The 16,512-nt window shown below is 71.6% G+C and carries 18 protein-coding genes; 7 read left to right on the plus strand and 11 right to left on the minus strand.

The window, feature by feature from the left end:
- Nucleotides 1-140: 140 nt before the first annotated feature.
- The 3 genes from B9S58_RS11760 to B9S58_RS11770 all read right to left on the minus strand — a co-directional run bounded on the left by B9S58_RS11760 (nucleotide 141) and on the right by B9S58_RS11770 (nucleotide 2,172).
- Nucleotides 141-863, minus strand: coding sequence for a peptidase (locus B9S58_RS11760; RefSeq protein WP_103532065.1), 723 nt, complete (start codon nucleotides 861-863; stop codon nucleotides 141-143).
- Nucleotides 864-1,109: 246 nt separating this feature from the next.
- Nucleotides 1,110-1,601 (minus strand): ATP-binding protein, encoded by a 492-nt coding sequence (locus tag B9S58_RS11765; RefSeq protein WP_103532066.1) that lies wholly within the window; start codon nucleotides 1,599-1,601, stop codon nucleotides 1,110-1,112.
- A 202-nt stretch (nucleotides 1,602-1,803) separates the two neighbouring features.
- Nucleotides 1,804-2,172 (minus strand): STAS domain-containing protein, encoded by a 369-nt coding sequence (locus tag B9S58_RS11770; protein ID WP_103532067.1) that lies wholly within the window; start codon nucleotides 2,170-2,172, stop codon nucleotides 1,804-1,806.
- Between the two features lie 286 nt (nucleotides 2,173-2,458).
- On the opposite strand from B9S58_RS11770, the gene B9S58_RS11775 reads away from it, so the two are divergent.
- The gene (locus tag B9S58_RS11775; protein ID WP_103532068.1) at nucleotides 2,459-3,421 is read left to right on the plus strand and encodes an RNA polymerase sigma factor SigF; all 963 of its coding nucleotides are present in this window, start codon (nucleotides 2,459-2,461) and stop codon (nucleotides 3,419-3,421) included.
- Nucleotides 3,422-3,610: 189 nt separating this feature from the next.
- Nucleotides 3,611-4,312: a hypothetical protein gene (locus B9S58_RS11780; RefSeq protein WP_103532069.1), complete on the plus strand. Its 702-nt coding sequence runs from the start codon at nucleotides 3,611-3,613 to the stop codon at nucleotides 4,310-4,312.
- Here the strand turns inward: B9S58_RS11780 and hutI are convergent.
- The 4 genes from hutI to hutU form a co-directional block, all read right to left on the minus strand.
- On the minus strand, nucleotides 4,275-5,447 hold the full coding sequence (gene hutI, locus B9S58_RS11785) for an imidazolonepropionase (protein ID WP_103532070.1): 1,173 nt from the start codon (nucleotides 5,445-5,447) through the stop codon (nucleotides 4,275-4,277). The genes B9S58_RS11780 and hutI overlap by 38 nt on opposite strands.
- Before the next feature lie 85 nt (nucleotides 5,448-5,532).
- A complete protein-coding gene (locus B9S58_RS11790; RefSeq protein WP_103532071.1) occupies nucleotides 5,533-6,900 on the minus strand; it encodes a formimidoylglutamate deiminase in 1,368 nt (455 codons plus the stop codon).
- Nucleotides 6,891-8,171, minus strand: coding sequence for an allantoate amidohydrolase (locus B9S58_RS11795; RefSeq protein ID WP_181009275.1), 1,281 nt, complete (start codon nucleotides 8,169-8,171; stop codon nucleotides 6,891-6,893). The genes B9S58_RS11790 and B9S58_RS11795 overlap by 10 nt, the downstream gene beginning before the upstream one ends.
- The gene (gene hutU, locus B9S58_RS11800; RefSeq protein ID WP_103532072.1) at nucleotides 8,171-9,829 is read right to left on the minus strand and encodes a urocanate hydratase; all 1,659 of its coding nucleotides are present in this window, start codon (nucleotides 9,827-9,829) and stop codon (nucleotides 8,171-8,173) included. The genes B9S58_RS11795 and hutU overlap by 1 nt, the downstream gene beginning before the upstream one ends.
- Before the next feature lie 304 nt (nucleotides 9,830-10,133).
- Here hutU and B9S58_RS11805 point away from each other — a divergent pair, with 304 nt between their 5' ends.
- From B9S58_RS11805 to B9S58_RS11820, 4 genes are all read left to right on the plus strand, one after another.
- Nucleotides 10,134-10,541: a hypothetical protein gene (locus B9S58_RS11805; protein ID WP_103532073.1), complete on the plus strand. Its 408-nt coding sequence runs from the start codon at nucleotides 10,134-10,136 to the stop codon at nucleotides 10,539-10,541.
- On the plus strand, nucleotides 10,538-11,347 hold the full coding sequence (locus B9S58_RS11810) for a helix-turn-helix domain-containing protein (RefSeq protein WP_103532074.1): 810 nt from the start codon (nucleotides 10,538-10,540) through the stop codon (nucleotides 11,345-11,347). The genes B9S58_RS11805 and B9S58_RS11810 overlap by 4 nt, the downstream gene beginning before the upstream one ends.
- Before the next feature lie 38 nt (nucleotides 11,348-11,385).
- Nucleotides 11,386-11,859 carry a roadblock/LC7 domain-containing protein gene (locus B9S58_RS11815; RefSeq protein WP_103532075.1) on the plus strand — a complete coding sequence of 158 codons (474 nt, stop codon included), beginning with the start codon at nucleotides 11,386-11,388 and terminating at the stop codon, nucleotides 11,857-11,859.
- 102 nt (nucleotides 11,860-11,961) lie between these two features.
- A complete protein-coding gene (locus tag B9S58_RS11820; RefSeq protein WP_103532076.1) occupies nucleotides 11,962-12,336 on the plus strand; it encodes a hypothetical protein in 375 nt (124 codons plus the stop codon).
- 16 nt (nucleotides 12,337-12,352) lie between these two features.
- Here the strand turns inward: B9S58_RS11820 and B9S58_RS11825 are convergent, their stop codons facing one another.
- The 4 genes from B9S58_RS11825 to B9S58_RS37480 all read right to left on the minus strand — a co-directional run bounded on the left by B9S58_RS11825 (nucleotide 12,353) and on the right by B9S58_RS37480 (nucleotide 16,408).
- Nucleotides 12,353-12,892, minus strand: coding sequence for a hypothetical protein (locus B9S58_RS11825; protein ID WP_103532077.1), 540 nt, complete (start codon nucleotides 12,890-12,892; stop codon nucleotides 12,353-12,355).
- Nucleotides 12,893-13,062: 170 nt separating this feature from the next.
- Entirely contained in the window at nucleotides 13,063-13,908 is an 846-nt protein-coding gene (locus tag B9S58_RS11830) for a MurR/RpiR family transcriptional regulator (RefSeq protein ID WP_374935665.1), read from the minus strand.
- A 1,060-nt stretch (nucleotides 13,909-14,968) separates the two neighbouring features.
- Nucleotides 14,969-15,430, minus strand: coding sequence for a hypothetical protein (locus tag B9S58_RS11840; RefSeq protein WP_103532080.1), 462 nt, complete (start codon nucleotides 15,428-15,430; stop codon nucleotides 14,969-14,971).
- 327 nt (nucleotides 15,431-15,757) lie between these two features.
- Nucleotides 15,758-16,408: an ALF repeat-containing protein gene (locus tag B9S58_RS37480; protein ID WP_258044365.1), complete on the minus strand. Its 651-nt coding sequence runs from the start codon at nucleotides 16,406-16,408 to the stop codon at nucleotides 15,758-15,760.
- Between B9S58_RS37480 and B9S58_RS38970 the strand changes: the two genes are divergently transcribed.
- Nucleotides 16,334-16,507: a hypothetical protein gene (locus B9S58_RS38970; RefSeq protein WP_258044368.1), complete on the plus strand. Its 174-nt coding sequence runs from the start codon at nucleotides 16,334-16,336 to the stop codon at nucleotides 16,505-16,507. The two genes, B9S58_RS37480 and B9S58_RS38970, sit on opposite strands and share 75 nt — an antisense overlap.
- Nucleotides 16,508-16,512: the final 5 nt, after the last annotated feature.

A 16,512-nucleotide genomic window follows, 5' to 3' on the forward strand; every position in this document is an offset into this window, starting at 1 on the left:
GGCGGCGGCCGGGAGCGGCGTGAGCGCGCACAGCGGCGCGGCGAGCACCGCCGTGAGGACGAGCAGCGCCCGGCGGAGGCGCGGGACGGGTGGCGACATGGGCGGCTCCTCTGCCTTCCGGCGGCGATGCTGTGCTGGGCTCAGCCTGCGGAGCGCTGCCCTCGCCGGGTCAGCCAGAGCACTCCGGCCGCCCCGGTCAGCAGCACGGTGCCGCCGAGCGTGCCGAGCGCCGCCGCCGAGTCCAGCGGGCCGGTGCGGGGCAGTTCGCCGCCTCCCGAACTCCCGCCGGTGGAGCCGCCGGTGGTGGTGCCGCCCGTGGAACCACCGCTGGTGGAACCGCCGTCCGATGAACCGCCCGCCCCCTGGACGTCGAGTTCGAGGGAGGGGCCGGGGCTGTTCTTGGGCGTACACGTGGTCGTCGTGCCGAGGGCCTTGATGGTGAGGACCCCGGCGGTGAAGGTGACCTTGCCGCTCTTCTTCGGGGTGTACGTCCCCGACAAGTCACCGATCTTGATGGGGGTGTTGGCCGGAATCGTCTCGGTGTTCGCCGGGCCGGACACCTGGACCTCGCCCGTCTCCGCGCCGCCCAGCTCGATCACGGCGCTCGGGCTCATGGCCCCTTTGCCCAGTTCGACCGGGCTGGAGGAGACGCCTTTCTGGAAGGACATGGTGAGCTTGTAACCGGCGCCGCTCCTGACGCCCTTGATATCGATGGGCGAGACCGCCCCCTTGGGCCCGATGGGCGTCACGCACTGGTAGTTGACGTCCACGACCTCGGCGCGCGCGGAGGGCGCACCCGCCACCACGATCGAGCCTGCCAGCACAGCCGCCAGCGCGAGAGTTGTCCGCTTCTGGTTCGACACCTCGTGTTCCCCTCATGCCGGACGCCGCCGCGCGCCACGAACCGTACGGGCACACATTCCTGACGGCACATCAGATTTGGCGCTCAAGGTACGCCCGGGGCCTGATGGAGGGAAGACAAAGAGCGCGCCGATCCGGCGCGCTCCATTCGGTGCGGGTGGGGGGGGTACGGACGAGAGGCACGGGTGAGGTGCGTGAGCAAGCGGGCACCTCTGGGAAGGGGCCGGCCATGATCGGCAAAACGCCCCCTAGGCGGGGGCTGCGAGCTCCGCCCAGACGGTCTTGCCCGGGGTGCCCGGCGTGCGCAGGACGCCCCAGTCGAGGCAGAGGCGCTGCACGATGAACATGCCGTGCCCCCCGGGCCGGCCGGCGCGGTGCGGCGTACGGGGTGCGGGCTGTCCGGCTCCCCGGTCGACGACCTCCACCCGCAGCACCTTGGGGGTGCAGCCGATCCGGAGCTCCTCGGGGCCCTCCGCATGCAGACAGGCATTGGTCACCAGCTCGGAGACGACCAGCAGGACGTCCTCGGCGGCGGCCCGGCGGTCCGCGCTGGACGCCGGGAGCCAGCCCCAGTCGCGCAGCGCCTGCCGGGCGAAGTCACGGGCCGTCGGAACGATGCCGCCGGCCTGCCCGAGTGAGAGCGTGCGCCACTGCCGCTCGGCCGGGACGGGCGAGGCTGCGCCCGCTTCGTCCGGCTCGCGACCGAGGTCGCCCGGCGGATGCTGCCGGGTGGTGCTCATCAGCGCTTCACCTCACCGATTCGCCATGTCGCCATGTCGCCGTTGAACAGATAGTGATCAGTTACCGAGTGTGCCGGAGCCCTCGCGGGGCACCGCCGGGGTGTCTCCTGCCCTGCCGTTTCGCAACAACACCCACTTGGGGCACACGATCGCGTGACACAGCCGACATCAGGGAAGTCCACGGTCGCACGCTCGCGCCGAGTCAGGTGGCCAGGGCCTCTTCGAGCGTGGCGTGGACGGTGAAGACCGCCTCCGCGCCGGTGATCTCGAACACCCTCGCCACGACCGGCAGCATTCCGGCCAGATGAACCCCTCCTCCGATCGCCTCCGCCTTGAGGCGGGCGCCGAGCAGCACGTTCAGCCCGGTGGAATCGCAGAAATCCAGGCGGGAGCAGTCGACCACCAGGCGCGACCGCCCCTGCTCGACCGCACTCTCCAGGGGCTCGCGCAGCAGATCGGCGGTGTGGTGATCGAGCTCACCCACCGGCGTCACGACCTCGCTGCGCCCCTCGGTCCGGGCCTCGACCTGAAGCCGACCCCGGTTCGCACTGCCGACCGTCCCGCGGTCCATGCCTGTCCCTCTTCGCCGTTCGTCACTGTGCGCGTCACTGCCTGTGCGGCTGTATGCGTAGCTGCCGCCGACGTGCGTAAAACAGTACGCGTTCCGTTCGCCACGCGGTAGTCGGAGACCTCAACAAACCGGACATATAGCAGTAATTGGCGCTTGTCACCGCTGGCCAGAACCGGGTATGGGTAGAGGTACACCCGAAAACACGACCGGCTTTGGAGGCGCCGCTTCACCGCAGGAACTCGTAGGGGCATCGGCAGCCATATGCCGAGAACGATGGAGGAGAACCATGTCACCCCGGCTCGACGAAGCGCGTACCCATAACGCGTCGTCGGCATGTCCTCAGGGACCGACCAATTCCGACTCCCCCGCCGCGAGCGCCGTTCCCGGCCCGCGCACCAGCACCACCAGCACCACCTCAGACTTCTCCGGCGCGGCCTGCGAGGGACTCGAAGGACTTCCCGAGATCCCGCCCTACGCCGAAGTGGGCGCTCTGGACGCCAGGGCCCTGTCGAAGACGCTCTTCGAGCGGCTGGAGTCCCTCGAAGAGGGCACCCACGAGTACAGCTACGTACGCAACACCCTCGTCGAGCTCAACCTCGCGCTCGTCAAGTTCGCCGCCTCGCGGTTCCGCTCCCGCAGCGAACCGATGGAGGACATCGTCCAGGTCGGCACCATCGGCCTGATCAAGGCGATCGACCGGTTCGAGCTGAGCCGCGGAGTGGAGTTCCCCACCTTCGCGATGCCGACGATCGTCGGTGAGATCAAGCGCTTCTTCCGTGACACCAGCTGGTCCGTGCGCGTGCCGCGCCGGCTCCAGGAGCTGCGGCTCGACCTGGCGAAGGCGGGCGACGAACTCTCCCAGCAGCTGGACCGCGCGCCCACCGTGACGGAGCTGTCCGAGCGGCTCGGCATCACGCCGGACGAGGTCGTCGAGGGCATGTCCGCGAGCAACGCGTACACCGCGAGCTCGCTGGACGCCAAGCCGGAGGAGGACGACCACGAGGGTGCCCTCGCGGACCGCATCGGCTACGAGGACCACGGTCTCGAAGGCATCGAGTACGTCGAGTCGCTGAAGCCGCTGATCGCCGCGCTGCCCTCCCGGGACCGGATGATCCTCTCGCTCCGCTTCGTCAGCAACATGACGCAGTCGGAGATCGGCGAGGAGCTGAACATCTCGCAGATGCACGTGTCCCGGCTGCTCTCCCGGACGCTGACCAAGCTCCGTAAGGGGCTGACCCTGGAGGAATGACCCTCCCCGGCCCGCCGCCCCGCCACGGGGCTCCACGGGCCGTCGAGCACCGCGGAAGGACCCGCCCCGGCGATCGGGAGCGGGTCCTTCCGCGTGTGGAGGCGGTGCGCCGGGGCCGGATCGGCTACTCATCCACGCTGAGTACGTCACCGGAGGCGTCCGGTGACCGCCGGCTCATAGCGTTCGATCATGAACGCGCCCCGGCCCCGACTCCGCCCCCGGCCCCACCCCTGGTACCGCACGGCCCCCCTTCGACGTCTCCTCCCTCGTCCACGTCTTCCCGGGTCCCGCGCCACCCGCGCGCTCTGCGCGGCGCTCGTGGCGGCGGCCACGGTCGCCGCACTCGCCTGGCTGTGGAACGGGTCGCCGTATCCGAACGCCGACCCCGACCGCATCGCCGTCCGGCTCAAGGTCCAGGCCCAACGCGCCTACGACGAGGCCGCGCTGCCCGGCAGACCCGAGGTGGGCCCGGCCCGGGTGGAGACGGGCACCTGCTACTACCGAGGGCTGCGGGGCCTGGGCCACATCGACAGCGGACGCCGGGACGTCAGGAGCTTCGGCCTCGACTGGCGGGTGACGGGGGTCCGGGAGGACGTGGCCCGGTCCGGCCTGCGCCGTATGCGCGCACGGCTGGAACGCGAGGGCTGGACCTTCGTCGAGACCCGCGTCAACAGGCCCGGCTTCCGCTTCCGGAACCCGGACAACGAGGACCTCGTGTACGCGCACTGGACCCGGGCGACGGGAACGTACGCCGTCAGCACCCACGCGGACTGCGGGAAGCTCCCCGACGGCTTCGACGAGTACGCGTGGCCGGAGGCCCGCTGGGCCCCGGCGCCGGTCCCCGGGCCGCCCGTCACACCACCCGCTCGCCGCTCCGCCACACCGCGCTGACCAGTGGGACGCCCGGGCGGTAGGCGAGGTGGACGTGGCTCGGGGCGTCGAGGAGGACCAGGTCGGCGCGGGCGCCGGGGGTGATCCGGCCGATGTCCGTGCGGCGCAGGGCGGCGGCCCCGCCCGCGGTGGCCGACCAGATCGCCTCGTCCGGGGTCATCCCCATGTCGCGCACGGCCAGCGCGATGCAGAACGGCACCGACGAGGTGAACGACGAGCCGGGGTTGCAGTCCGTGGAGAGTGCGACGGTGGCCCCCGCGTCGAGGAGCCGGCGCGCGTCGGGCCAGGTGGCGCGGGTGGAGAACTCCGCGCCCGGGAGCAGGGTCGCCACCGTGCTGCCCTGGCCGAGCGCGTCGACGTCCGCGTCGGTGAGGTGGGTGCAGTGGTCGGCCGATGCGGCGTCGAGCTCGACGGCGAGCTGGACACCGGGGCCGTACGTCAGCTGGTTGGCGTGGATGCGGGGGTGCAGCCCCTTGGCACGGCCCGCCGTGAGGATGGCGCGGGCCTGGTCGCCGTCGAAGGCGCCCTGCTCGCAGAACACGTCGATCCAGCGGGCGTGCGGGGCGCAGGCCTCCAGCATCGGGCCGGTGACCAGGTCGACGTACCCGGCGGGGTCGTCGGCGTAGTCGGGGGACACGATGTGGGCGCCGAGGTAGGTGACCTCGTCGGTGTGGCGGGCCGCGATCCGCAGGGCGCGGGCCTCGTCCTCGACGGTGAGGCCGTAGCCGGACTTGGTCTCGAAGGTGGTGGTGCCCTGGCGCAGGGCCTCGGCGAGGTAGCGCGCGACGTTGGCGGAGAGCTCCTCGTCGGAAGCGGCCCGGGTGGCGGCGACAGTGGTGCGGATGCCGCCCGCGCGGTAGGGCTGCCCGGACATCCGGGCGTTGAACTCCTGGGTGCGGTCGCCCGCGAAGACCAGGTGGGAGTGGGAGTCGACGAAGCCCGGGATCACCGCGCGGCCGGCCGCGTCGAGGACGTTGTCAGTGGCGGGTGCTTTGCTGGATTCACCGGTCCAGACGATGCGGTCGCCGTCGATGACGACGGCCGCGTCCTGGATCAGGCCCAGGGGGGTCCCGTTGCCGAGGGAGGGGTCATTGGTGACCAGGCTGGCGACGTGGGTGACGGCGGTGGTCGTCATCTGGAGAGTGTTCTCCTTGCGTTCCGGGGGGGGTGCGGGGGGTGCGGGGTTCTTGCGCGTTCCGGGGGGCCGGGCGGGTCCGCGGTCAGCTGTGCAGGGCGGCCACGGCCTCGGCCAGCGCTCGGGGCACGTCCTCGATCTGTGTGTGACGGCCGTCCCGGACGATGTGCCGGCCCGCCACGACCGTGTGCCGCACATCAGCTGCGGAGGCGGCGAATACGGCGGTCTCCGCCGCCAGTCGGGGCACCGGCCCTGCCGTTCTGACGGAGTCCAGGGCGACGGTCATCAGGTCTGCGGGGGCGCCCGGTTCCAGCATGCCCGCGTCGGGGCGGCCGAGTGCGGCGTGCCCGTCGGCGGAGGCGGCCCGGAGCAGGGCGGCGGCCGTCCAGTGACCCCGGATGTGCGTGCGCAGCCGCTCGTTGAGCTCCATCGCGCGCGCCTCTTCGAAGAGGTCGATCACGGCGTGGCTGTCGCTGCCCAGCGAGAGCGGCGAGCCCGCCTTCTGGAGGGCGGCGGCGGGGCCGATGCCGTCGGCGAGGTCGCGTTCGGTGGTGGGGCACATGCAGGTGCCGGTGGCCGAGGAGCCCAGCAGTCCGATGTCCGCCTCGGTCAGGTGGGTGTTGTGGATGCCGGTGGTGCGCGGGCCGAGGACCCCGTGGTCGGCCAGCAGCCGGGTGGGGGTGCGGCCGTGGGCTGCCTGGCAGGCGTCGTTCTCCGCCGTCTGCTCGGAGAGGTGGACGTGCAGCGGGGCCTCGCGCTCTTCGGCCCACTGCGCGACGGTGGCCAGCTGTCCGGCGGGTACCGCCCGGACGGAGTGGACGGCCGCGCCGATCAGAGTGTGGTCGTCGCCCTTGAGGAGCGAGGCACGCTCCGCCCAGGCCTCGGCGGTGGTATCGGAGAAGCGCAGCTGGTGCCGGTTGGGCTTCTCGCCGAATCCGGCGGCGAGATAGGCGGTGTCCAGCAGGGTGATCCGGATCCCGGCCTCGGCGGCGGCCGCGATCAGCGCCTCGCCCATGGCGTTCGGGTTGGCGTAGGGGGTGCCGCCGGGGGCGTGGTGCAGATAGTGGAATTCGCCGACGGCTGTGATGCCTGCCAGGGCCATTTCGGCGTACGTGGCGCGGGCCAGGTCGAAGTAGGTGTCCGGGGTGAGCCGGGAGGCCGTGCGGTACATCAGCTCGCGCCAGGTCCAGAAGGTGCCCGAGCCGACCTGGACGGTAGCGCGCAGGGCTCGGTGGAAGGCGTGGGAGTGGGTGTTGGCGAGGCCGGGGAGGGTCAGGCCGCGCAGCGCGGTCGCGCCGGGCGGCGGTGCCTCGACCCCGGTCCTGATCCCGGCGATGCGGCCGCCCGCGACGTCCAGGGTGACGCCCGGCTCGACGTGGGTGCCGAGCCAGGCGTGGTCCATCCAGTACGTCGCGGTGACGGGCGCGCCCGTCGTCCGGTGTGTCAGCTGCACGCGAGACCTTCCAGTACGTCGGCGAGTGCCTCCACCCCGGCCGTGCAGTCGTCCTCGGCGGCGTGCTCGGCGGGTGAGTGCGAGATGCCGGTGGGGTTGCGTACGAAGAGCATGGCGGTGGGCACCGAGGCGGACAAAATACCCGCATCGTGGCCCGCGCCGGTGCCGAGGACGGGCACGGGCCGCCCCGTGTCGCCGGTCCCCTCCAGGATCCTGCCGAGCTCGTCGCGCAGGGCGTGCTCGAACTCGACGACGGGCGTGAACGATTCGCGTACGACGTCGAGGTCGATCCCGGCCCGCTCGGCGTACTCGCGGGCGGCACGCTCGATGCCGGTGACGACGGCGTCCAGGGTGGCCTGGTCGGCGGCGCGGGAGTCGAGCCAGCCGCGTACGAGGGAGGGGATGGCGTTGACCCCGTTGGGCTCGACCGCGATCTTGCCAAAGGTGGCGAACGCGCCGGTCAGTTCGGCCTCGCGGCGGGCGGCGAGGACGGTCTCGGCGTACGTGAGCATCGGGTCGCGGCGGTCGGCGAGGCGGGTGGTGCCCGCGTGGTTGGCCTCGCCCCGGAAGTCGAACCGCCAGCGGCCGTGCGGCCAGATGGCGGAGGCGATGCCGACGGGGTCGCCGGTCAGGTCGAGGGCGCGGCCCTGCTCGACGTGGAGTTCGACGAACGCGCCGATCCGGGCGAGCCGTTCCGGGTCGGGGCCGATGGTCCCGGGGTCGTGTCCGGCCTTCTCCATGGCGGCGGGCAGCGTGATGCCGTCCGCGTCGCGCAGCCGGTGGGCGTCGGCGACGGCGAGCTGTCCGGCGGCGAGCCGGGACCCGACGCAGGCGAGGCCGAAGCGCGCACCCTCCTCGTCGCCGAAGTTGGTGATCGCCAGGGGCCGGGTGAACTCCACTCCCCTGCGGTGGAGTTCATCGAGGGCCGCGAAGGAGGAGACCACACCGAGCGGGCCGTCGAAGGCGCCGCCGTCCGGGACGGAGTCCAGGTGCGAGCCGGTGACGACGGCGTTCCCGGCCAGGGGGTCGCCGAGCCAGGCCCACTGGTTGCCGTTGCGGTCGGTCTCGTGGGTGAGGCCGCGGGCCTCGGCCTGCGTACGGAACCAGGCCCGGCAGTCGAGATCCGCCGCCGACCAGGCGTAACGCCGGTAGCCACCGCTGTCGGGGTGGAGTCCGACCGGGGCCAGCTCCCGCCACATCGAGAGGAAGGAGTCACCCGCACGCCACTGCTCCCGGGCACCGGAAGAGGTGGTGGACGCACCCGTGGGCATCAGTTGCCCTCCGTCATGGGGACGCGTACGCCCTGGTCGGCGGCGACGTTCTCGGCGATGTCGTATCCGGCGTCCACATGGCGGATGACGCCCATGCCCGGGTCGTTCGTCAGCACGCGGCGGATCTTCTCGCCCGCGAGCTTCGTGCCGTCCGCGACGGAGACCTGGCCCGCGTGGATGGAGCGGCCCATACCGACGCCGCCGCCGTGATGGAGGGAGACCCAGGAGGCACCGGAGGCGACGTTGACCATGGCGTTCAGGAGCGGCCAGTCGGCGATGGCGTCGGAGCCGTCGAGCATGGCCTCGGTCTCGCGGTACGGGGAGGCGACCGAGCCGCAGTCCAGGTGGTCGCGGCCGATGGCCAGCGGGGCGGCCAGTTCACCGCTCGCGACCATGTCGTTGAAGCGCTCGCCGGCCTTGTCGCGCTCGCCGTAGCCGAGCCAGCAGATGCGGGCGGGCAGGCCCTGGAAGTGGACGCGCTCGCCGGCCATCTTGATCCAGCGGTGCAGCGACTCGTTCTCCGGGAAGAGCTCCAGCATCGCCTTGTCGGTCTTGTGGATGTCGGATGCCTCGCCGGACAGCGCGGCCCAGCGGAAGGGGCCCTTGCCCTCGCAGAAGAGGGGGCGGATGTAGGCGGGGACGAAGCCGGGGAAGTCGAAGGCGCGGTCGTAGCCGGCGAGCTGGGCCTCGCCGCGGATGGAGTTGCCGTAGTCGAAGACCTCGGCCCCGGCGTCCATGAAGCCGACCATGGCCTCGACGTGGCGGGCCATGGACTCGCGGGCGCGCAGGGTGAAGTCGGCGGGCTTCTCGGCGGCGAGATCCGCCATGTCGTCGAAGTCGACGCCGAGCGGCAGATAGGCCAGCGGGTCGTGGGCGCTGGTCTGGTCGGTGACGATGTCGATCGGCGCACTCTCGGCGAGCATCCGGGGCAGCAGCTCGGCGGCGTTGCCGAGGAGGCCGATGGAGAGCGGGCGGCGGGCGTCGCGGGTCTCGACGGCGAGCTGGAGGGCGTGCTCCAGGTTGTCGGCCTTCACGTCCAGGAAACGGTGCTCGATCCGGCGCTCGATGGCGCGCGGGTCGCAGTCGATGCAGATCGCGACGCCGTCGTTCATGGTGACGGCGAGCGGCTGGGCGCCGCCCATGCCGCCGAGCCCGGCGGTCAGGGTGATCGTCCCGGCCAGCGTCCCGCCGAACTTCTTCGCGGCAACGGCGGCGAAGGTCTCGTAGGTGCCCTGGAGGATGCCCTGGGTGCCGATGTAGATCCAGGACCCGGCGGTCATCTGGCCGTACATGGTGAGTCCGAGCGCCTCCAGGCGGCGGAACTCCTCCCAGTTGGCCCAGTCGCCGACCAGGTTGGAGTTGGCGATGAGCACGCGCGGCGCCCACTCGTGCGTCTGCATGACGCCGACCGGCCGGCCGGACTGGACGAGCATCGTCTCGTCCTGCTTGAGCGTCTCCAGGGTGCGGACCATCGCGTCGAACGAGCGCCAGTCGCGGGCCGCCTTCCCGGTGCCGCCGTAGACGACGAGCTTGTCGGGGTGCTCGGCGACCTCGGGGTCGAGGTTGTTCTGCAGCATCCGCAGGGCGGCTTCCTGCTGCCATCCCAGGGCGGTCAGTGCGCTGCCGCGCGGTGCCCGTACGGGGCGGGGTCCTGACATGGCGGTGCCTCCTCGCGACGGTGAAAATCTATTCACATCCTGCTGCTCTGAATAGTCGTAGTCAACAGAGCCGGTCCGCGCCGCGGCGGGAACCGGCCGTCCCTGACCACGAGGAGGCGGGCCCGCAGGCACCGGTGAACAGGGCCGGGAGGACCGGAACCCTGGCGCGGCCTCGAAATCCAGCCACTCCTTTACACCTCAGAACGCATGTACCAAAGGAAAATGCCAGAACCTCCACCTGCCGTAAGCACGTTGCGTAGCCTCTGCGTTACAGCCGTACGCCACGTCGGGAGGGGAAATCCGCGTGCCCGGAATCGACGAGTGCCTGCTCGAAGTCATGAGGCTGCCCGGTGCCCGGGGCGCCTCGGTGGTCGACTGGACGAGCGGTCTCGCCCTCGGCACCATCGGGGAATCCCCCAACGGCGACCACGAGGCGACCGCCGCCGAGACGGCGGAGGTCGCCCGGATGACCGCCGAACAGCCGGCCTTCACCCACCTCGCCGCGGAAGGCGACCGGCCCACCGACCCGCCGAGCACCCCCGTCGAGGACGTCATCGTCACCACCCGCGACGGGTACCACATGCTCCGGTTCGTCGAGACGGCTTTCGACAGCAGCGTCTTCCTGCATCTGTGGCTGGACCGCTCCGAGGGCAATCTCGCGCTCGCCCGGATGCGGCTCGGCGAGCTGGCCGAGCGGCTGGTGCTGGCATGAGCGCGATAGCCGCCGCCCCCGACGCCCCCGGGACCGACCGGCTCCCGGTGCTCTCCCCGATGCTCCAGCGGCTCGCCGCCGAGCGGGCCACCGGCGCCCTGATGCGCGACCGCGGCACGCTCTACCTCGCCGACGGCCAGGTGGTGCACGCCGAAAGCCCCGCCACCCCCGGCATCGACGTCCTGCTCACCACCGGCGGGACCCTGCGGCACGAGGGCTGGTGGGACGCCGTGGCACAGGCGGGGGCCCATCGCCGGGTCGGCCGCTATCTCGTGGACAGCGGTCATGTGCCGGGCGGTGCATTGGAGTTGTGCCATCTGGGTGCGCTGTACGACGCCGCGTTCTTCGCACTCGCCCCGACCGGGACGCCCGCCCGCTTCCGTTACGGGGTGGCTCACTGGATCGGTCCGGTGCGGCCCGTCCCGGTGGCCGCCGTGGAGCGCGAGACGCTGCGCAGACGGGAGTTCCTGGACCGGATCTGGCCCGACCCCGCCTGCGACGGCGCCCCGCTGCGGCGGACGGCGGCGCACCCGGCCGACGCCCCGGTCCCGGCCCGGCAGCGCCGGCTCCTGGAGCTGGCCGACGGAGTCCGCACGGCCTCGGACATCGCGCGGACGCTGGGCCGTTCGGCGTTCCACATCCTGGTCGACCTGCGACGGCTGGCGGCGGCCGGCCTGGTGGAGGCGGTCCGCGCCCAGCCCCGGCCGGCCGCGTCCCCACCCGGCCGGATCACGCTCCCCGAGGTGACGGCCGACCCTGATATCGCCCTGTTGCGCCGGCTCCGAGACGCATTGGAGGCCCTGTGATACGCGCGCTCAGACAGCGTGCCGGGAGGAGACAGCTGATGGTGCCCGAGGCCGAAGTGCGTGAAGTCCTCGACGAGCTCCAGCGGTTACGGGCCCGGGTCCCGCTGCTCTCCGGGGCGCTGGCCGCCTCCACCGACGGACTGGTCCTGGCCCACGACACCCCGGGCGTCGAGGCGGAGGGCGTCGCCGCCCTCACCGCCGCCGCCCTCGGCGTCTCCGTCCGGATGACCGACGCCACCGGCCGGGGCGGCTTCCGCGAACTGCTGGTCCGCGGCGACAGCGGCTACATCGCCACCTACGCCGCGGGCTCCTCCGCCGTCCTGACCCTGCTGGCCGAGGACCGCATCAACGTCGGCCGGCTCCATCTTGAGGGCCGCCGCGCGGGCGCCCGTATCGGCGAACTCGTCGACGCCACGCTGGAACGCCCCGAGCGCCCCGCCACCGCCACCCGCGCCGCACCCCCGCGCCCCACCGCCGCGCCCGGCCGCACCCTGCCGCAACGCCCCACGTAGTACGCACCGCTCAGCGGCACTGCCTCCCCCTCCATCCGCACCACGGACCGCACAGAACCGGACCCGGTCACCACGACCGGCCAGGAAAGGAAACGAGCCTCCATGGCGAACACCGAAGCGTCACTGAAGGAAGCGATGAGCTCGATCGAGGGCACCACGGGTGTCGCCCTCGTCGACTACACGAGCGGGATGGCCCTGGGCACGCTCGGCGGCGGCAAGGACTTCAATCTGGAGGTCGCCGCCGCGGGCAACACCGACGTGGTCCGCGCCAAGCTCCGCACCATGGAGCAGCTGGGCGTCAAGGACGTGATCGAGGACATCCTGATCACGCTCGGCACCCAGTACCACCTGATCCGGCTGCTCAGGTCCCGCGGCAGCAACGGCCTGTTCCTCTACCTGGTGCTGGACGCGAGCCGGGCGAACCTGGCGATGGCCCGCCACCAGCTGAAGAAGATCGAGGCCGACCTGGAGGTCTGAGCACCTCCGGAATCCCTCACCGGCGGCGACGCCGCGCCCCGCCCGGCGCGGCGTCCCCCGCCTCCGGACCCGTCGTGCGGTGGGCCTTCACCCGCTTGCCGACCGCGCTCCCGTGTCCGGACCAGTCGGTGCGCACCCAGTACAGGACGTCCTCGTGGCGCTCGCGCTGTCCGATGCGTACGGCCTTCGCCCAGAGGCCCGCACCCGCCCCCGCGAGCAGCAGCCCGCCCGCACCCGGCAGCGCGAACGAGGACGCCACCGCGACGACGAACGCCCCCAGCAGCCACCACCTGCGCCCGCGCCGCCACGCCCGTACGGTCACGGCCCGGTCCTGGAGGAAGTCGCCCCGCCCGGCGCGGGAGGCGCCCCGGGCCAGCTCCGCGTACCGCTTCCCGCGCGCCAGTGCCACGACGGCCGCGGTGACGATGAAGAGCACCGCCCCGGCCAGCAGACCGATCCGCCGCCCGGTCAGCCCCGGGACGAACGCCCCCGCCGCCGCGGCCACCAGACCCGCCCACCACAGCGGCGCCGCCCCGGCCCGTACGGTCACGGCCACTCTCGCCAGCGACTGTCCTCCGCGCCCCACGTCCGTACCCCTCTCTCCACGCTGCCGCGAATCCGCGCCTGCCGCGCACCACCGATACCGCGGTGCTTCTCGGCGCGGAGACTAACGGCCGCAGATGAGCGATGCCTGAGAAACCGCGAAACCGCCGGACGGGCTGAGCCTCACTCCACGAACAGACCGCGCGCCGCCGCTCGTACGTCGAACTCCTCCAGCCGCGCCTGGGCGTCGGGAAGTCCGTCGCACATCGCCTCCAGCAGCACCCGGCCGAGCAGCATCGGCGCGCAGACGGTGTCGAAGGAGAGCCCGGAACCGATCGCCGCCGGGAGCAGCAGATCGCTGTGCTTGGCGACGGGCGCGAAGGCGGAGTCGGCGACCGTCACCACGGTCAGCCCCTGGTCCCGGGCGTACGCGAGCGCGTCCACGCTCTCCTTGGGGTGGCGCGGCAGCGCGAAGCACATCAGGGCGGTGGCCCCGGCCCGGCGGGCGGAGTCGATCCGGTCGGGCAGCATGCTGCCGCCCTCGTCCAGCACCCGGACGTCGGGGTGCACCTTGGCGGCGAAGTAGCCGAAGCCGCGCGCCTGCGAGGAGGCGGCGCGCAGCCCCAGCACCGGCAACGGCCGGGAGCCGGCGAGCAGCCGCCCGGCCCGCTCCACCGGCCCGGGGTCGGCGAGCACGTCACAGAGGTGCTGGAGGTTCTCGATCTCGGCGCGGACGGCCTGCTGGTACTCGTTGTACGTCTCCCCCGTGTCCTCCTGCTCCGCGTCGACGGGCGCGACCTCGCGCAGGTGCCTGCGCAGCGCCGGATAGCCGTCGAAGCCGAGGGCGACGGCGAAGCGGGTGACGGAGGGCTGGCTGACTCCGGCCAGCTCGGCCAGCTCGACGCTGGAGAGGAACGGCGCGTCGGCGGCCCGGCGGACCATGCAGTGCGCGATGCGCCGCTGGGTGGGTGTGAGCCGGTGGCCCTCGAAGAGCCGCTGCAACCGTGCGGCGGGGCTGCTCCCACTCATGCCTGTCCCCTTGCTGGATCCGTCGCACCGCGACCGGCGCCGACCGTTCTATTCAGCCAGGAAGGTTGCTGTATGTCCATATGCAGTGCGGCGAGAGCGAGGGGGGAGGGGGGAGGGGTGCTCCGGTTCGTGAGCCGAAGCCCAGAAGCCGGGACGATGTGGTTGCAGTCGGGGTTGCGCGTATATCGCCATAGCGTCTAGCCGCGCGTGCTCATCCTGGCCGGGGCCACTCGGCCAACAGTGCCCCGGTGGCCCGCCGTCGGCGATGTCTGGCGCACCTCGATGCCCCGGACCGCGTTCTGTCGATCACACCAAGGCCCAGGTGCCACTTCTCGACGTGGCACCTGGGCAGGTATGCCGTCCCAGGGTTGACCGGGCCACCCTCGGCCCGGTCAACCCTGGGAGAACGACACCATCGATCAAAAGGGCATGCCAGCACGGATGGCACATGCCCAACCGTCACTAACGCCATTCCGCTGGAATGCGGGCCAATTGCTCGAGGATATCCCAGTCCCGGGGCTTGAAGGAGGGGGAGTGCCACGCTGCACCATTCCCCGCCCAGTAGCCGCGATAGTTCCGGACCCCCATGAGGCTAGTGTCGGACACATCTGACTCGTTTCCGCAGCACACACAGATGAGCGCTGTGGGCCATCCGTCTTCCCAGAACAGGTCTCCGTCGTCGTGTCCGCACACCCGGCAGGCAGATTCTTCGTCCGGGCCGGGGGTAACGAGGCCTTCTGGTGGCATGGAGTCGCCTTTCATCCCTGTCAGCGTTCTCGCTGACCTTGCGCCTTGAGGTAATCCTCAAGCGTAGGCCACCTGTCAGGGTCGAATCCGCGGGGGTTGGTAGGACTCTTAGGAGCCGGCCGATTCATCGCCTTAGGCACGCCACCACTGTCATAGGAGACGAGAGTGTTGGACTTCTTCTCATAGACGACGTAGCCATTGAGGTTACCACTCTTGTCGAGACGGTCCCAGACGCGATACCCGGCCGGAGGCTTGGGAGTATTTGCCGCCTGGCGGTAAAAATGGGCCATTTCCACGTGCTGCTTGGCGTTCTTCAGCTCGGGAAATTCACCGCGGTGGCTCTTAAAGTGTTCCAGAGCGTTCTTGACGTTAGGGAATTTCTTGCTGCTCGCCCAGATGTGGGCCACGGATCCGCTGGCGCGGAAGCTTTCATGAAAGCTTCCGCGCCGCGGAACATGTTCTTGCCCCACTTGGCGCCGGTGGCCCCCCAGCCGACGAACGGGATCGCTGAGGCCGCGGAGAGGGAGGCGTTGAGCGCGTCGCCTTCGAGTCCGTACCATCCCGCGTTTGCCAGGTCGGCGATCTCGCCGACGCCCGGGACGAGCCCGGCAACGTCCAGCACCGTGTGTCCGACGCCGGACAGCACGTCCCAGACGCTGATGTCATCGTCGGCCGCCGCATCGGCGAGGGCTTCTTCCATCTCCTGCAGCGCCGCGAGGTTGGTGCGGTTCTCTTCCTTCCGCGCGACCTCGGCCTCTTCGCGGGTCTTCGTCACCCACGCGGCGAACGCGTCCTTCGCGGCCTTGTCGGCCGCGTCGGAGTCCTTACCGGCCGCGATCGCGGACTGCTTGGTCTCATTGGCGTACGACCAGGCCAGGTCGGCCGAACCGCGCGCGGCGGTCGCGGACGACTCCGCAAGGGCCGCGGAGTGGCCGGCCTCGCGAGCGGACTGTCGGGCCTGTGCCTCGGCCTCGGTAGCCTTCTTCGCCGACTCGGCCGCGCGGTTGGCGGACTCGGTGGCCTGGCCGACCCGGCCGCCTGCTGGGCGTCCCCCTGGGCCTTGTTCTTCGAGGCCTCGGCCTGCTTGCGGTGGTTGTCGGCCTCAGCCTTGCGGGCCAGGTTCCTGGCCTCCTGGACGGCCCGGGAGGCCTCCTTGGCCTGGCGCTCGGCGCGAGCAGCGGCGTTCCGGGCCGTCTGAGAGTGCACACCGGCCTGATCTGCGAAGTTGCTGGCGCTCCTGGCAGAGCTCGCCGCACTCTGCGCGTCTGCGCCGGCCTTGGTTGCGGAGTCGGCGGCGTCGCCGGCGCGATCCGCGGCGATGCTGGCCTGGTTGGACGCCTCGGCCGCCTTGTCGGCCCCCTCGGCCGCGGCGCGCGCATTCTCCGCAGCGGTACGTGCCTTGGAGGCGTCGCCCACATTGACCGCGGCAGAGGCCGCCGCACCACGTGCGGCGGAGGCGGCGTTGGCGGCGCCCGCAGCTGCCGAAGCAGCCTGGGCCGCGGCGTTGGCGGCGATGCGGGCGGAGTTGTTGGCGGCCCGTGCGGCGCTGATGGCCTGCTGGGCCGCGGAGACTGCCTGGTCGGCGGCCTTGGTCTCCACCAGGGCCTGACGTCAGGCCTCGACGGCCTGCGCGGAGAGCTAGGCGATCGTGGCGTGTTCCCGGTCCCGGTCGCTGGATGTGCTGGCCCACTTCCAGAAACTCCCGGACGTCGGCCGCGCTGCCGTTCATGACGATCTTGCCCGCGGCCCGTATGTTCGGCCCGCCGGTGCTCAGGATCTGAGCCAGTTGCAGCCGTACGTCATCCTCGCGCGCCGTGTGCTGCCCCTTGTTGAGGAACGCCTGGACGTGTGAGACCG

It is taken from the genome of Streptomyces sp. SM11 (genome assembly GCF_002910905.1).
In the GTDB taxonomy this organism is placed as follows: Bacteria; Actinomycetota; Actinomycetes; order Streptomycetales; family Streptomycetaceae; genus Streptomyces.

Excerpts from the sequence above, each read along its gene's own strand:
- B9S58_RS11820 (WP_103532076.1), top strand. The coding sequence starts at position 11,962 with ATGGCGAACACCGAAGCGTCACTGAAGGAAGCGATGAGCTCGATCGAG.
- B9S58_RS11780 (WP_103532069.1), top strand. The coding sequence starts at position 3,611 with ATGAACGCGCCCCGGCCCCGACTCCGCCCCCGGCCCCACCCCTGGTAC.
- B9S58_RS11795 (WP_181009275.1), bottom strand. The coding sequence starts at position 8,171 with ATGCCCACGGGTGCGTCCACCACCTCTTCCGGTGCCCGGGAGCAGTGG.
- hutI (WP_103532070.1), bottom strand. The coding sequence starts at position 5,447 with ATGACGACCACCGCCGTCACCCACGTCGCCAGCCTGGTCACCAATGAC.
- B9S58_RS11770 (WP_103532067.1), bottom strand. The coding sequence starts at position 2,172 with ATGGACCGCGGGACGGTCGGCAGTGCGAACCGGGGTCGGCTTCAGGTC.
- B9S58_RS11815 (WP_103532075.1), top strand. The coding sequence starts at position 11,386 with ATGGTGCCCGAGGCCGAAGTGCGTGAAGTCCTCGACGAGCTCCAGCGG.
- B9S58_RS11775 (WP_103532068.1), top strand. The coding sequence starts at position 2,459 with ATGTCACCCCGGCTCGACGAAGCGCGTACCCATAACGCGTCGTCGGCA.
- B9S58_RS11830 (WP_374935665.1), bottom strand. The coding sequence starts at position 13,908 with ATGAGTGGGAGCAGCCCCGCCGCACGGTTGCAGCGGCTCTTCGAGGGC.
- B9S58_RS11765 (WP_103532066.1), bottom strand. The coding sequence starts at position 1,601 with ATGAGCACCACCCGGCAGCATCCGCCGGGCGACCTCGGTCGCGAGCCG.
- hutU (WP_103532072.1), bottom strand. The coding sequence starts at position 9,829 with ATGTCAGGACCCCGCCCCGTACGGGCACCGCGCGGCAGCGCACTGACC.
- B9S58_RS11810 (WP_103532074.1), top strand. The coding sequence starts at position 10,538 with ATGAGCGCGATAGCCGCCGCCCCCGACGCCCCCGGGACCGACCGGCTC.